This is a genomic window from Pseudomonas kielensis (assembly GCF_030505375.1).
Classification (GTDB): Bacteria; Pseudomonadota; Gammaproteobacteria; order Pseudomonadales; family Pseudomonadaceae; genus Aquipseudomonas; species Aquipseudomonas kielensis.
Genome location: NZ_CP130043.1, coordinates 2,589,163 through 2,604,905 on the forward strand (window position 1 = coordinate 2,589,163; position 15,743 = coordinate 2,604,905).

Below are 15,743 nucleotides of genomic sequence, written 5' to 3' on the forward strand. Positions count from 1 at the left end.
CGCGCCATGGCCGAGTCGCTGAGCGCCTTTGAACTGCTGCTGCAGATTGACCAGCGTTGCCGCTTGCTGGCCGCTGACTTGCCGTCCCAGCCCACCCGCAATCACGGCTGGAGCGGCATTGGCTTTCGCCTGGGCGAACACTGGTACGTGGCGCCCATGGGCGAGGTCAGCGAAGTCCTGCATGAGCCGCGCCTGACCCAGTTGCCGGGGGTCAAGCCGTGGGTCAGGGGGGTGGCCAACCTGCGTGGCCGCTTGCTGCCGGTGATGGACCTGTGCGGCTTTCTGGGCGCCGAGTTGTCGGCTCAGCGCAAGCAGCGCCGGGTCCTGGTGGTCGAGTACAAGGAGGTGTTCGTCGGGCTGATGGTCGATGAGGTGCTGGGCATGCAGCACTTCGATCAGGCCCGGTTCGAACCGGGAGCGCTGGGTAGCCAGGACGACCCGGCAGCGACGTTCATCAAGGGCCGGTTCGAGCGCGAACAACGCTGGCAGGTGTTCAGTCCGTTTGCCGTGGCGCAGTCTCCACGCTTCATGGATGTAGCGGTGTAGGCGGGTACCTGTAGCAGCTGCCGAAGGCTGCGTTCGAGTGCGCAGCACGCGCAAGGACGCCGGACGGGTTTCACAATGTGGGTCAACAGGCGAAGAGCGATGATTAAAGTCAACACGGGCACCTCAAGCGATGGAACGCGCAGTCGTTCGCAGATCATTGCGCTGTTCATCGCGCTGATCGTGTTCATCGTGTTGTTGTTCGCCAACTTTGCCTACCTCAACACCCAGGCCTCCTACGACAAGCAGTACATCGGCCATGCCGGTGAATTGCGCGTGTTGTCCCAGCGTATTGCCAAGAACGCCACCGAAGCGGCTGCCGGCAAAGCCGCGGCGTTCAAGCTGCTCAGCGATGCGCGCAATGACTTTGCGCAGCGCTGGAGCTACCTGAAGAAAGGCGACCCCGTCACCGGCCTGCCGCCAGCTCCGGCGGCGGTGCGTCCGCAAATGCGCGCCGTGCAACTGGATTGGGAGCGCTTGCTGAAAAACACTGACGCGATCCTCTCCAGTGAGCAGACCGTGCTGTCGCTGCACCAGGTGGCCGCGACACTGGCCGAGACCGTGCCGCAGTTGCAGGTCGAGTACGAAAAAGTCGTCGAAATCCTGCTGCAGCGCGGCGCGCCAGCCACTCAGGTGGCCATGGCCCAGCGCCAGTCGCTGCTGGCCGAGCGCATCCTTGGGGCGGTCAACACCGTGCTGGCCGGCGATGAAAACGCCCAGCAGGCCGCCGACGTGTTTGGCCGGGACGCTGCGCGCTTCGGCCAGGTGCTCAACGGCATGCTGCAGGGCAATCCGGCGCTCAAGATCAGCCAGGTCGAGGACCGCGATGCCCGCGCCCGTTTGACCGAGATCGCCGAGCTGTTCCAGTTCGTCTCGGGGTCGGTGGACGAAATCCTCGAAACCTCGCCCCAACTGTTCAAGGTCCGCGAGTCGGCGGGCAATATCTTCAACCTGTCGCAGACCCTGCTGGAGGAGGCCTCGCACCTGGCCAACGGCTTCGAAAACCTGGTGGGCGGGCGTTCCACCGATACCATCGGCGGTTACGTGCTGGGCCTGCTCGCGCTGGCCTCGATCATCCTGATCGGCCTGGTGATGGTGCGTGAAACCAACCGCCAGTTGCGCGAAACCGCCGAGAAGAACGAACGCAACCAGAACGCGATCATGCGCCTGCTCGACGAAATCGAAGACCTGGCAGACGGCGACCTGACCGTGACGGCCTCGGTGACGGAAGACTTCACCGGGACCATTGCCGACTCCATCAACTACTCGGTCGACCAACTGCGCGACCTGGTGGCCACCATCAACCTCACCGCCGGCCAGGTCGCCGCCGCCGTGCAGGAAACCCAGGCCACCGCGATGCACCTGGCCCAGGCCTCGGAGCATCAGGCCCAGCAGATCAGCGAAGCATCGGCCTCGATCAACGACATGGCCCAGTCCATCGACCAGGTGTCGGCGAACGCCGCCGAGTCATCGGCCGTGGCCGAGCGCTCGGTGGAAATCGCCAACAAGGGCAACGAGGTGGTGCACAACACCATTCACGGCATGGACAACATTCGTGAACAGATCCAGGACACCGCCAAGCGCATCAAGCGGCTGGGCGAGTCGTCCCAGGAAATCGGCGATATCGTCAGCCTGATCGACGACATCGCCGACCAGACCAATATCCTGGCCCTCAACGCGGCGATCCAGGCCTCCATGGCCGGCGACGCCGGGCGCGGGTTTGCCGTGGTGGCCGACGAGGTGCAGCGCCTGGCTGAACGTTCGTCCGCCGCCACCCGGCAGATCGAAACCCTGGTGCGGGCGATCCAGACCGATACCAATGAGGCGGTCATCTCCATGGAGCAGACCACCACCGAGGTGGTGCGCGGCGCGCGGCTGGCGCAGGATGCTGGAGTCGCCCTGGAAGAAATCGAAGGCGTTTCGAAAACCCTCGCCGCGCTGATCCAGAGTATTTCCAATGCGGCGCAGCAACAGACGTCGTCGGCGGGGCAGATTTCCTTGACCATGAACGTGATCCAGCAGATCACCACGCAAACCTCGTCGGGCTCCACGGCCACCGCCGAGAGCATTGGCAACCTGGCGAAAATGGCCAGTCAGCTGCGGCGCTCGGTGTCCGGCTTCACCTTGCCGGCGGTACCGGAGCGCGGAACCGACAAGCACTGAACCCGGCACGCTGCAAACGAATTTTGACTGGAGTGGTTATGGGTGATCGGCACGACTATGTGGCCCTCGAGTGGGTCAAGGGCGAAATTGCCGAAACGCTGAAGCAGGCCTACTTTGCTCTCGATCGCCTGATCGAGGACCCGCAGGCGCTGCACGCGCTCGAGCAATGCCTGGCGGGCATCCATCAGGTCCATGGCAGTCTGCAGATGGTCGAGTTCTACGGTGCGGCCCTGCTTGCCGAAGAGATGGAGCAACTGGCGGCGGCCTTGCAGCGCGGCATGGTGGCCCATCGTGACGAAGCCATCCGCCTGCTGCAACAGGCCCTCGGCCAGTTGCCGATTTACCTCGATCGCGTGCTCAGCGCCCGACGCGACCTGCCTCTGGTGGTGCTGCCGCTGATCAATGACCTGCGCAGCGCCCGAGGCGAGGGCCTGCTCGCGGAAACCAGCCTGTTCAGCCCACAACTGCAAGAACTGCCGCCCCTGACGGATGCGCAACTGGCGCTGCTGGAGCCGGCAGACTTGCCCAATGTGTTGCGCAAACTGCGGCAGATGCTGCAGATGGGCCTGGTCGGCCTGCTGCGCGAACAGGACGACAGCACCAACCTCGGGTACCTGGCCAAGGTCTTTGCACGCCTGGAAACGCTGTGTGCCGACGCGCCCCTGAGCCCGCTGTGGCAGGTGGCTTCAGCGCTGGTCGAGGGCATGCTCGGTGGCCGTATCGACAACAGTCCGGCGCTGCGCAGCTTGTTCAAGGAAACCGACAAGGAGCTCAAGCGCCTGCTTGAGCACGGCATGCCGGCCATCAACCAGGCGCCGCCGCCCGAACTGCTGAAAAGCCTGCTGTTTTATATCGCCAAGGCGCAATCCCCCAGTGCCCGGATGTTAATCATGAAAGATCGCTACGGGCTGGATGACGCCTTGCCTGACAATGCCCTGCTCGACGCGGAGCGCGCGCGCCTGGCCGGACCTGACCGTGACGCCATGCGCTCGGTGCTGGCCGCCTTGTGCGAGGAGCTGGTGCGGGTCAAGGAGCGCCTGGACCTGTTCGTGCGCAGCGACCGCCAGCATGCCTCGGACCTCGACAGCCTGCTGGCGCCGTTGCGACAAATCGCCGACACCCTGGCGGTGCTCGGTTTTGGCCAGCCACGCAAGGTCATCATCGACCAGCTGGGCGTGGTCATGAGCCTGGCCCAGGGTCAGCGCGAACCGAACGATGCGATCCTGATGGACGTCGCCGGCGCCTTGCTCTACGTCGAGGCGACCCTGGCGGGCATGGTCGGCATCGTCGAGGAGCGCCGTGAAGAAAGCCGGCTGCCGACCACGGACCTGACGCAGATCCACCAGATCGTCATCAAGGAAGCCCGGCTGTGCCTGCAACAGGCCAAGGACATGATCGTCGAATACATCGATGCCCACTGGGATCGCCAGCCATTGCAGTTGCTGCCGGACTTGCTGACCCAGGTGCGCGGGGCGCTGGCGATGATTCCCCTGCACCGTGCGGCGAGCCTGCTGGAGGCCTGCAATAGCTATATTCGCGAACACCTGCTGGCGGACCGCACACCGCCGGATTGGCAGCACCTGGACAACCTGGCCGATGCCATCACCAGCATCGAGTATTACCTGGAGCGCTTGAGCGAGGACCCACAGGCCCTTGGCGAGCAAGTGCTGGATGTGGCCGAACAGAGTCTGGCGACACTGGGCTACCTGCCCAGCGCGGTTCATCTGCCGTCGTTCAATCCGTCGTCGAGTGCCGAGGACGGTCGGTTCGCCGAAGCGGACCTGGGTGGCCAGCCGTCGCTGGTGGATGTCCTGGCCCGCCCGGTTTCGGCCGTCAACCCGCCGGCCATGAGTCCCCCCGACAGCCTGCTACCACCGCCGGCCGATGAAGATCCGGTGGATGACGAGCTGCGCGAGGTGTTCCTCGAGGAGACCGCCGAAGTCCTGGATATCCTGCGCGAGTACTTGCCGCGCTGGTCGGCCAGCCCAGGCAGTGCAGCGGTCCTGGGCGAACTGCGCCGGGCCTTTCATACGTTGAAAGGCAGTGGGCGCATGGTCCGTGCGCTGGTGCTCGGCGAGCTCGCCTGGGCCGTGGAGAACCTGCTCAACCGAGTGCTCGAACACAGTGTCGAGCCTGGGCCGCAGGTCGATGAGCTGCTGCGCGATACGCTGCAACTGCTGCCGGAACTGGTGGCGGAATTCGCCGCCAACCACCAGCGCCAACGCGATGATGTCGACCGCCTGGCGGCCCGTGCCCACGCGTTGGCCCGGGGCGCTGCGCTGCCCGAGCCGGCGGGCGGGGCGCACGCCAGCGCCGCCGACCCGCAGTTGCTGGACATTTTCCGCAACGAAGCCGACACCCACCTCAACAGCCTCAAGCGTTTTCTCGAGCAGGCCGCCGAACACCTGCCGTTGCAGGCCACTGACGAGTTGCAGCGTGCGCTGCACACCCTCAAGGGCAGTGCTTCGGTGGCCGGTGTGGTGCCGATCGCCGAACTGGCGGCCCCCTTCGATCAACTGGCCCGCGAATACAAGGCCCACCTGCTGGCCCTGGACCTGGATGAAGTCGACCTGCTGCTGGAGGCCGAAGGCTTGCTGCGCCGAGGCCTGGCGCAGTTGCAGGACGACCCGCTGGTGGAAATCCCTGGTGCCCCTGAACTGATCCAGCGCACCCAGGCGCTGCTGACCGAGCGCCTGGAGGCCCTGCACAGCGCGTCCGACAGCGGTGCGCGGATCAAGCGTGCCCCGCAGTTGATCAACAGTTTCCTGGCACAGGGCATGGACATCCTGCTAGACGCCGAAAACCTGTTGCGCCGTTGGCAGCAACACCCCGGCGAGCGTCAGGAACTGAGTGCCTTGCTGGATGAGCTGACGACCCTGGGCGAAGGCGCGCACCTGGCCGACCTGCACCCGATGGATGAGTTGTGCGAGGCCTTGCTCGACCTGTACGGCGCGGTGGAGGAAAGCAGCCTGGCGGTCAGCGAACGGTTCTTTCACGAGGCCCAAAGTGCCCATGAAGCCTTGATCAACATGCTCGACGAACTGGCGGCAGGCCAGGAAGTCAGTCACCAACCGGCCCGTGTGCAGGCCCTGCGCGATCTGCTCAATGAAGGCCTGGATCCGTCCGCGATGGGCCTGATCCGCAGCGACGGCAGTCGCACCCTGAGCATCACCGAGCTGGGCAGCGTCACCGCCGAACTCGGGCAGTCCTCACTGACGCCGTTGGCGGCGGACGATGAAATGGCGGCGATCTTTCTCGAAGAGGCCGTCGACATCCTGGAGAGCGCTGGGCAGGCCCTGCAGCGTTGGCTCTCTGAGCCGCAGAACCCGGCGCCGTTGTTGTCGCTGCAACGGGACTTGCACACCCTCAAGGGTGGGGCGCGGATGGCCGAGATCGGACCGGTAGGTGACCTGGCCCATGAGCTGGAAAGCCTTTACGAGGGGTTGGTGGACCGGCGCTTGAGCTACAGCGCCGAGTTGGGCCAGCTGTTGCAGCAGAGCCACGACCGCCTCGCCCAACTGCTCGAACAACTGCAACGCCAACAACCGCTGGGCGATTGCACGGCCTTGATCGCGGCCATCGCGCAGTGGCGCCAGAGTAGCGTCAGCCACGCCGAAGTCGGAGCAGAGGCACCGGCCGACGATGGGCCGGGCAATGACCCGGAGCTGCTGGAAATCTTCCTCGAGGAAGGCTTCGACATCATCGACAGTTCCGGCGCGGCCTTGGTGCGCTGGCAGGCCGACCCGCAAAACCGCCAGGAAATGGAAACCCTGCTGCGCGATCTGCACACCCTCAAGGGCGGCGCGCGAATGGTCGAGATAGCGCCCATTGGCGACCTGGCCCATGAACTGGAATTTCTCTACGAAGGCCTGTCGACCGGCTTGCTGCAGGCCACACCGGCGCTGTTCGGGCTGTTGCAACGCAGCCATGACCGGTTGGCGCAGATGCTCGACGCCACCCGCGCCGGTCAGCCGGTAGCGCCGGCCGAGCGCCTGATCGAGGCTATCCAGGCCTTCAGTCACCCGTCGGCGGTCGAGCGGGCGGTTGCCCCGGTAGCGCTCGACAGCCTGGCGCAGAACAAGCCGGAGCCGCCGGCGTTGCCCGCCGAAGCGGGCGCCGACATGGTCAAGGTGTCCGCCGAACTGCTTGACGACCTGGTCAACCTGGCCGCCGAGACTTCGATCTTTCGTGGGCGTATCGAGCAACAGGTCAACGATGCCCGGGTGACCTTGAGCGAGATGGAAACCACCATCGAGCGCATGCGCGATCAACTGCGCCGCCTCGACACCGAAACCCAGGGACGCATCCTCAGTCGCCAGCAAGTCGACGCCGAGCGCCAGGGCTACGAAGAGTTCGACCCCCTGGAAATGGACCGTCATTCGCAGCTGCAGCAGTTGTCGCGGGCGATGTTCGAGTCCGCCTCCGACTTGCTCGACCTAAAGGAAACCCTCGAGCGGCGCAACCACGACGCCGAGAACCTGTTGCAGCAACAGGGACGGATCAACACCGAGCTGCAAGAAGGCCTGATGCGCACGCGCATGGTGCCGTTCGAGCGGATGCTGCCGCGCCTCAAGCGCATCGTCCGCCAGGTCTCCAGCGAGTTGGGCAAGGACGTCGAGTTCATCGTCGGCAACGCCGAGGGCGAGATGGACCGCAATGTCCTGGAGCGCATGGCCGCTCCGCTGGAGCACATGCTGCGCAACGCCATCGACCATGGCCTGGAGTCCCCGCAAGTGCGCCGCGCCGCCGGCAAGCCCGAGCAGGGGCGGATCAGCCTGGACCTGTCCCGCGAGGGCGGCGACATCATTTTTGACATCCGCGACGACGGCGCCGGCGTGCCCCTCGACGCCGTGCGGCGCAAGGCGATCAAGCGTGGGCTGCTGGCCCCCGAGAGCCCCCTGAGTGACCGCGACGTGCTGCAGTTCATCCTGCAGCCTGGCTTCTCCACCGCCGAGAAGATCACCCAGATCTCCGGACGTGGGGTGGGCATGGACGTGGTGCATGAAGAGGTGCGCCAACTCGGCGGCCTGATGAGCATCGACTCGGTCCCGGGCAAGGGCGTGCATTTTCGCATTCGCCTGCCGTTCACGGTGTCGGTCAACCGGGCGTTGATGGTGCAGTGTGGTGAGGATCAGTACGCGATTCCCCTGAACACCATCGAAGGCATGGTGCGCGTCCTGCCCAGCGAACTGGAGGCCCGCTACCAGCTGGACCCGCCTCGGTACGAGTACGCCGGGCAACGTTATGAGTTGTGCTACCTGGGCGAGGTGCTCAAGACCAGCGTGCGGCCCCGTTTGCTGGGGCAGAACTTGCCGCTGCCGGTGCTGCTGGTGCAGTGCAACGAGCGGCATATCGCGGTGCAGGTCGACGCCATGGCCGGCACCCGGGAAATTGTGGTCAAGAGCCTCGGCCCGCAGTTTGCGGCGGTTCAGGGCCTGTCCGGCGCGACGATTCTCGGCGATGGCCGGGTGGTGCTGATTCTCGACCTGCTGGCGCCCTTGCGGGCGATGCAGGTACGTTTGCCGGCGCAGGCCGCGACCAGCCCGGAAGCAGAGCCGCAGCGCTCGATGCTGGTGCTGGTGGTGGACGATTCGGTCACCGTGCGCAAAGTCACCAGTCGGCTGCTGGAGCGCCACGGCATGAGCGTGCTCACGGCCAAGGATGGGGTGGACGCCATGCAGTTGCTGGAAGAACACATGCCCGACCTGATGCTGCTGGACATCGAAATGCCGCGCATGGACGGCTTCGAAGTCGCCACCCAGGTGCGCAACGATCCCCGCCTGCAGCACCTGCCGATCATCATGATTACTTCGCGTACCGGGCAAAAACACCGCGACCGGGCAATGGCCATCGGTGTCAACGACTACCTGGGCAAGCCGTACCAGGAATCGGTGTTGCTCGACAGTATCGCCCTGTGGAGCAAGGCCCATGCTTGAGCACCGTAGCAGCCACCTCACCGGGCTGTTGTTGCCCCTGGCCGACCGCACCCTGATCCTGCCCAACGTCGCCGTTGCCGAGCTGATCGACTACCAGCCCGGGACCTTCGACCTCGACTCACCGCCCTGGTACCTGGGCCAGGTCAACTGGCGCGACCGACAGATCCCGCTGCTGAGTTTCGAGTCGGCCTGCGGCGGTAAAACCGTGATCGGCGAACGCGCACGCATCGTCATCCTCAATACCCTCAGCGGGCGGGCCAACCTCAGGTTCATTGCCCTGCTGGTCCAGGGCATCCCGCGCTCCTGCAAGCTCGACAGCCAGTTGAGCTACGTCGACGTGCCGCTGTGTGCGCTGGAACAGGCCGCGGTGCAAGTCGTCGACCAAGTGGCAAAAATCCCCGACTTGCTCGCGTTGGAGGCGTTGTTGCTGGGGGCGGGGTTGGTTGTTGAATGAGTGTTCCCATATAGGCGTATGAAAGTATTCATGTGTCGTTGTCTGGCTTATGCATTGGGAGGCCCATGTACCACGGAGAAAGATTCAACGCCTGGAGCCATTTGTTCGGCGCGGTTGCGGCGTTTGTCGGGGCGGTTTGGTTGCTGGTGGTGGCCAGTCTCGATGGCAGTCCCTGGAAGATTGTCAGCGTGGCGATCTACGGGGTGACCTTGCTGGTGCTGTACAGCGTGTCGACGGTCTACCACAGCGTGCGCGGACGGGCGAAGGTGATCATGCAGAAGGTCGATCACCTGTCGATCTACCTGCTGATTGCCGGCAGCTACACGCCTTTTTGCCTGGTGACCCTGCGTGGCCCATGGGGCTGGTCGCTGTTCGGGATTGTCTGGACGCTGGCGGTGATCGGCATGCTGCAAGAGATCAAGCCGCGCTCCGAGGCGCGGATTCTGTCGCTGGTGATCTACGCGGTGATGGGCTGGATCGTGCTGGTGGCGGTCAAGCCGCTGATCGCTGCGCTGGGCACCACGGGGTTCGCCTGGCTGGCGGCCGGCGGAGTGTTTTATACCGTGGGCATCATTTTTTTCGCCCTCGACAGCCGGCTGCGCCATGCCCACGGGATCTGGCACTTGTTTGTGATCACCGGCAGTCTGCTGCACTTCGTGGCCATTCTGTTTTATGTGATCTGATTGCTGGGGGCAGGGACCGCGCTTTCGCGGCGTCACTACGTCCGCCCGACCAACCTGTCCAATTGCTCCTGCGCGCGGTGGCTGAAGATGCTCAGCAGCTCGTTCAGGGTGTGCGGTGGCGGTTCGGTTGCGCGGGTCACCGCGTAGAGGGTGATTGGCAGCGCTGGCGCCAGGGGGCGGATGGCGGTGGTTGTGGGCGAGGCACCGAGGGCGGTGAAGGGGTCGATCACGGTCAGTCCGGCCCCGGATTCGACCATCGCCCTGGCCAGTGAATACGTCTGCACCGCGATGCTGACCCGGGGTGGTGGCTCGACGGCCTTGAGATAACTGTCGAGCCGCGCCGACAGTGGATCGGCACTGGATAGCCCGATCAGCGGTGCATCGGCCAGGGCCTGCAGCGGCAACGGCAGGCCTTCCTCTCCCGAGGGCCAGTAACCGGCCGGCGCCAGCGCCACCAGCACCCCGCTGGCCAGCGCCTGGGCCTTGAGTCCCGGGTGATCGGGGCGTTGCAGGGTCAGGGCGACATCGATTTCGCGCATCAGCAGGTTTTGCACCAGCTCGCGGCTGTGGGCACTGGACAGCTCGCAGGCGATCTCCGGATAACGTTGCGTCCACTCATGGATGGCCGGGGGCAACAACGACAGGGCCAGGGCCGGGGTCGCGCCGATCCGCAGGCTCTGGCCCGGCTCGCGACGCAGGCTCTGGGCCAGGCGTCGCACCCCTTGCAGGCTCTCGGTGACCTTGTCGACTTCACGCTCCAGTTCCAGCGCCTCCGGGGTGGCCTGGAGTTTGCCGCGCACCCGCAGAAACAGCGGGAAGCCCAGGTGCTGCTCGGCGTGTTGCAGCACTTTGGTCACGGCGGGTTGGGAGACGTGCAGCAATTGCGCTGCGGCGCTGACCGAACCGGTCTGGCGGATGGCCTGGAAAATCTCGATGTGGCGAAGGCGCATGGCGAGTCCATAACCTTTGTTTATGGGGTGACCATCTTTATTCATTGTTCGGCGCCTGTCACCTGGCTCTAACCTCGGGCTCGTCTCAACCACGATTAAGGACTGACATGGCTCAGCGTGTATGCATCATCGGCGGCGGCGTCATTGGCCTGGCAACGGCCTACGCGCTGGTGCGCGATGGCGTTGAGGTGACCCTGGTCGAGGCGCGGGATTCGTTGGGCAGCGAAACCAGCTTTGCCAATGGCGGCCAGTTGTCCTATCGCTACGTGGCGCCCCTGGCCGATGCCGGCGTGCCGTTGCAAGCCATTGGCTGGATGCTGCGCGGTGACTCACCGTTGAAGCTGCGCCCACGTTTCGACCCAGCGCAGTGGCGCTGGATGGCGTCCTTCCTGGGGGCCTGCCGCTCCTCGGTCAACCGCGCCAACGCAGCCCATTTATTGCGCCTGGCGTTGTTCAGCCAGTCCACCCTGCAGACCTGGCGCGAAGCCGATGCCCTGGATGGATTCCACTGGCGGCGCAACGGCAAGCTGGTGACCTTTCGAAACGCCGCCAGCTTCGAGCATGCCCGCCACAAACTGACCGACCCCCAGCAACAGCAGGTGCTGTCGTCCGCCGACTGTGCCCGCCTGGATCCGGCACTGGCCGATGCGCCCTTTGTTGGCGCGATCTACACCCCGGATGAGGAAGTCGGTGACTGCCACGGTTTTTGCCAGCAACTGGCGGCGCGTTTGCGGGCCTCGGGCCGTTGCGAGTTCCGCCTGGGCCAGGCCGTGACCGGTATTCGCCAGGCCAATGGCGTGGTGAGTGCAATCGAACTGGGGGATGAAGTGCTGCCAGTGGAACACCTGGTGATTGCCGCCGGCCATCGCAGCCCACTGCTGGCGTTGCCCGGCGTGCACCTGCCCCTGTATCCGCTCAAGGGTTATAGCCTGACCGTGCCAATCGGCGCCCAACACCGGGCCCCGGACCTGAGCATCACCGACTATGACCGCAAGATCGTCTACGCCCGCATTGGCGAGCAATTGCGGGTGGCGGCCATGGTCGACATCGTCGGTTTTGACCCGGCGCTGGACCCCAAGCGCCTGGCCCTGATCAAGCGTCAGGCGCGTGACACCTTTGCCAACGCCGGCGACTACGAGCAGGCCATCGAATGGGCCGGCATGCGCCCGGCGACCCCCAGCGGCGTGCCGCTGCTGGGCGCTACGGGGTATTGCAACCTGTGGCTGAACCTTGGCCATGGCGCCCTGGGTTTCACCCTGGCCTGCGGCAGCGCGCAGTTGCTCAGTGAACTGATCGGCCAGCGCCGCCCCTCCATTGACCTGCAAGGCTTTACGCCCCGTGCGGCCTGAAACCATTACCCAAGAAAAGGATTATCCGATGACCATCAGCCGTATCCAGACCAATCCACGTTTGTCCGCTGCCGTGACCTTTGGCGACCTGGTGTTTCTCTCCGGCCAGGTGCCGGGTGATGCCACCGATGCCAGTGGTCAGACTCGCCAGGTGCTGGAAAAAATCGACGCGCTGCTGGCCGAAGCGGGCAGCGACAAGGATCATCTGCTCAGCGCGACCATTTACCTGAAGGATATCGGTGAGGATTTCGCGGCGATGAATGATGTCTGGTCGGCCTGGTTGTCGCCTGGCCAGGCACCGAGTCGCACCACCTTGCAGGCCGAGCTGGCCCGCCCGCAGGTGCGAGTCGAAATCAGCGTTATCGCGGCACGCCGCTAAGTCATCCATCACCCACAACGGAGAATAACAATGCAAAAAATCACGTTGCTCGGCTGCACCCTGGGCGTGTTGCTTGGCACTCAAGTGCAGGCTGAAGAAGCCCCGCTGGGCCCCACCCTGAGCAAGATTGCCAGCACCCAGAGCATTACCCTGGGTTATCGCGATGCGTCAGTACCGTTTTCCTACGTGGGTGATCACTCGGGTCAACCGATGGGGTACTCGGTAGACCTGGCAAGCAAGATTGTCGAGCGTGTGCAGCAGAAGCTCGCGGTGCCCAAGCTCCAGGTGAAATACAACCTGGTGACCTCGCAAACCCGCATCCCGCTGGTGCAGAACGGCACGGTCGATCTGGAGTGTGGGTCGACCGGCGTGACGGCTGAGCGGCAAAAGCAGGTGGCGTTTTCCTACGGCTTTATCTATGTCAAAGGCCAGTTGCTGACCGCCAACGACAGCGGGATCAAGAGCTTCGCCGACTTGCGTGGCAAGAACGTAGTGACCACCGCCGGTACCACCAACGAGCGCTATCTGAAGAGCTACAACGTCGACAACAAGATCGACATGTTCGTGATCAGCGCCAAGGATCACGGCGAAGCCTTCCAGATGTTGCAGTCCGGTCGGGCGGCGGCGTTCTACATGGACGATGCGTTGCTCTACGGCGAACGCGCCAAGGCTCGCGATCCGCACAAGTGGGTCGTGGTCGGGGAAGAGCAGTCGCGGGAAATCTACAGCTGCATGGTGCGCAAGGACGATCCGCAGTTCCTCGCCCTGGTGAATTCGACACTGGGTGAGTTGTACAGCTCAGGGGAAATCAACGGGATCTACCAGCGCTGGTTTGAACAGCCGATCCCGCCAAAAGGCCTGAACCTTGAGTTCCCGATGACCAGCGAACTCAAGGCGATCATTGCCAAGCCGACGAGTGATCCGGTGCAGTGATTTTCAGATCAGGCGATTGCAGCCTGCGGGCTTAGAAATCGCCCCATAGCTGTTGTGCTACCGCCAGCGCCACGACCGGCGCTGTTTCGGTGCGTAGCACCCGAGGGCCCAGGCGTGCGGCGTGAAAACCGCCAGCCTTGGCCTGCTCCACTTCGGCGTCCGACAAGCCACCTTCAGGGCCGATCAAGAATGCCAGGGTCGCGGGCCTGGCGTGGCTGGCCCATGGCTCTGCCACCGGGTGCAGCACCAGTTTCAGCTCGGCCGGGACCTGCTTGATCCAGTCTGCCAGCAGCATCGGCGGATGGATCACCGGCACCCGCGAGCGCCCACATTGCTCGCAGGCGCTGATCGCCACCTGGCGCCAGTGCTGCAGGCGTTTGTCGGCGCGTTCGTCCTTGAGCCGCACTTCGCAGCGGTCACTGAAGATCGGCGTGATTTCACTCACCCCCAGTCTCCGTGGCTTTCTGAATCGCCCAATCCATGCGTTCACCCCGGGACAAGCCCTGGCCCAGGTGAATCTGCAGTGGCGACTCGATTTGCCCGGCAAAGCGTTCGGTCAACGCCACGCGCACGCGCTTCTTGCCGACTTCCGCCAGTGTGCCGAGGTATTCCTGGCCTGAGCCGTCGAACACTTGCAGCGCATCACCCTCGGCCATGCGCAGCACGCGGCTGATGTAATGGGCCTGGGCCTCCGGCAATTCATGCTCGCCAAGGCTCAAGGGGGCATCGATAAAAAAGCGCGACAGTCTCATGCGGGGTCTCTGTAAAAGGTGTCATTCATCTGAGTGGGATTTAGCGGCTGCTAGCCCGGATCACGGAACCCCGGGTGGAAGTCCTTCGGCACGGCGACACTGACCGAGTCGCGGGTGGCGATGTCGATGCCTTCGCTGGCCACTTCGGCGAGGAAGTCGATCTGCTCGGGGGTGATCACGTAGGGCGGCAGGAAATACACCACGCTGCCCAGCGGGCGCAACAGCGCGCCGCGCTCCAGGGCGTGCTGGAACACTTTCAGGCCGCGACGCTCTTGCCACGGATAGGCCTCTTTGCTGGCCTTGTCCTTGACCATCTCGATGGCCAGCACCATGCCGGTCTGACGCACCTCCGACACGTTCGGGTGATCGGTCAGGTGTGCGGTCGAGGTCGCCATGCGCTGGGCCAGGGCCTTGTTGTTCTCGATGACGTTGTCTTGTTCGAAAATATCCAGGGTCGCCAACGCGGCGGCACAGGCCAGCGGGTTGCCGGTGTAGCTGTGGGAGTGGAGGAACGCGCGCAGGGTCGGGTAGTCGTCGTAGAAGGCGCTGTAGACCTCCTCGGTGGTGACGCAGGCCGCCAGTGGCAGGTAGCCGCCGGTCAGGGCCTTGGACAGGCACAGGAAGTCCGGGCGGATGCCGGCCTGTTCACAGGCAAACATGGTTCCGGTGCGGCCGAAACCGACGGCGATTTCGTCGTGGATCAGGTGCACACCGTAGCGGTCACAGGCTTCGCGCAGCAGCTTGAGGTACACCGGGTGGTACATGCGCATGCCGCCGGCGCCCTGGATCAACGGCTCGACGATCACCGCCGCAACGCTGTCGTGGTGCTCGGCCAGGGTGTGCTCCATCGCCGTGAACATGTTCCGCGAGTGCTCCTCCCAGCTCATGCCGTCGGGGCGCAGGTAGCAATCGGGACTCGGCACCTTGATGGTGTCCAGCAGCAGGGCCTTGTAGGTCTCCGTGAACAAGGGCACGTCACCGACCGACATCGCGGCCATGGTTTCGCCGTGGTAGCTGTTGGTCAGGGTGACAAAGCGCTTCTTGTTCGGCTGGCCGCGGTTGAGCCAGTAGTGAAAGCTCATTTTCAGTGCGACTTCGATGCACGATGAGCCGTTATCGGCGTAGAAGCACCGTGTCAGCCCCTCGGGTGTCATCTTCACCAGGCGCTCGGACAGTTCGATCACTGGCTGGTGGCTGAAGCCGGCGAGGATCACGTGTTCGAGTTGGTCGACCTGATCCTTGATCCGCTGGTTGATCCGCGGATTGGCGTGGCCGAACACGTTGACCCACCAGGAACTGACGGCGTCGAGGTAACGCTTGCCTTCGAAGTCCTCCAGCCACACGCCTTCACCCCGTTTGATCGGGATCAACGGCAGTTGTTCGTGGTCTTTCATCTGGGTGCAGGGATGCCACAACACCGCGAGATCGCGCTGCATCCACTGATTATTCAAGCCCATGTAAATTCTCCTCGAGACGGCGCGCTGGTTTCGCGGGCAAACAATCGCGCAAGCCTATGCAATGCCGGGCATGCGGACAACCTATTGTGGTTTTTTTCAGTTGCCTGGGCTGACGATAAACCCGTTCTGGAGGCCACGTTTGTG

10 protein-coding genes and 1 pseudogene are annotated in these 15,743 nt (G+C 64.1%); 8 read left to right on the top strand and 3 right to left on the bottom strand.

Annotated features, from left to right (window positions below):
• Window positions 1–6 precede the first annotated feature (6 nt).
• The 5 genes from Q1W70_RS12025 (at window position 7) to trhA (ending at window position 9,779) form a co-directional block, all read left to right on the top strand.
• Entirely contained in the window at window positions 7–546 is a 540-nt protein-coding gene (locus tag Q1W70_RS12025; RefSeq protein ID WP_166592588.1) for a chemotaxis protein CheW, read from the top strand.
• A 99-nt stretch (window positions 547–645) separates the two neighbouring features.
• Window positions 646–2,706 carry a methyl-accepting chemotaxis protein gene (locus tag Q1W70_RS12030; RefSeq protein ID WP_182342735.1) on the top strand — a complete coding sequence of 687 codons (2,061 nt, stop codon included), beginning with the start codon at window positions 646–648 and terminating at the stop codon, window positions 2,704–2,706.
• Between the two features lie 38 nt (window positions 2,707–2,744).
• Window positions 2,745–8,642, top strand: coding sequence for an Hpt domain-containing protein (locus Q1W70_RS12035; RefSeq protein ID WP_302098841.1), 5,898 nt, complete (start codon window positions 2,745–2,747; stop codon window positions 8,640–8,642).
• On the top strand, window positions 8,635–9,096 hold the full coding sequence (locus Q1W70_RS12040) for a chemotaxis protein CheW (protein ID WP_166592591.1): 462 nt from the start codon (window positions 8,635–8,637) through the stop codon (window positions 9,094–9,096). The genes Q1W70_RS12035 and Q1W70_RS12040 overlap by 8 nt, the downstream gene beginning before the upstream one ends.
• 65 nt (window positions 9,097–9,161) lie before the next feature.
• Window positions 9,162–9,779 carry a PAQR family membrane homeostasis protein TrhA gene (trhA, locus tag Q1W70_RS12045; protein ID WP_166592592.1) on the top strand — a complete coding sequence of 206 codons (618 nt, stop codon included), beginning with the start codon at window positions 9,162–9,164 and terminating at the stop codon, window positions 9,777–9,779.
• 35 nt (window positions 9,780–9,814) lie between these two features.
• Here trhA and Q1W70_RS12050 read toward each other — a convergent pair whose 3' ends face one another.
• Complete coding sequence (locus tag Q1W70_RS12050) at window positions 9,815–10,729, bottom strand: LysR family transcriptional regulator (RefSeq protein WP_166592593.1); 915 nt, start codon at window positions 10,727–10,729, stop codon at window positions 9,815–9,817.
• Between the two features lie 107 nt (window positions 10,730–10,836).
• Here Q1W70_RS12050 and Q1W70_RS12055 point away from each other — a divergent pair, with 107 nt between their 5' ends.
• The 3 genes from Q1W70_RS12055 to Q1W70_RS12065 are packed head-to-tail and all read left to right on the top strand — an operon-like array spanning window position 10,837 to window position 13,390.
• Complete coding sequence (locus Q1W70_RS12055; protein WP_166592594.1) at window positions 10,837–12,078, top strand: D-amino acid dehydrogenase; 1,242 nt, start codon at window positions 10,837–10,839, stop codon at window positions 12,076–12,078.
• 28 nt (window positions 12,079–12,106) lie between these two features.
• A complete protein-coding gene (locus tag Q1W70_RS12060; RefSeq protein WP_166592595.1) occupies window positions 12,107–12,457 on the top strand; it encodes a RidA family protein in 351 nt (116 codons plus the stop codon).
• A 30-nt stretch (window positions 12,458–12,487) separates the two neighbouring features.
• Window positions 12,488–13,390, top strand: coding sequence for a transporter substrate-binding domain-containing protein (locus tag Q1W70_RS12065; protein ID WP_166592596.1), 903 nt, complete (start codon window positions 12,488–12,490; stop codon window positions 13,388–13,390).
• Window positions 13,391–13,421: 31 nt separating this feature from the next.
• Here Q1W70_RS12065 and Q1W70_RS12070 read toward each other — a convergent pair.
• A pseudogene (locus Q1W70_RS12070) lies at window positions 13,422–14,142 on the bottom strand (16S rRNA (uracil(1498)-N(3))-methyltransferase).
• 50 nt (window positions 14,143–14,192) lie between these two features.
• Window positions 14,193–15,599, bottom strand: a complete 1,407-nt coding sequence (locus Q1W70_RS12075) for an adenosylmethionine--8-amino-7-oxononanoate transaminase (protein WP_185818086.1) — start codon at window positions 15,597–15,599, stop codon at window positions 14,193–14,195.
• Between the last annotated feature and the right edge of the window lie 144 nt (window positions 15,600–15,743).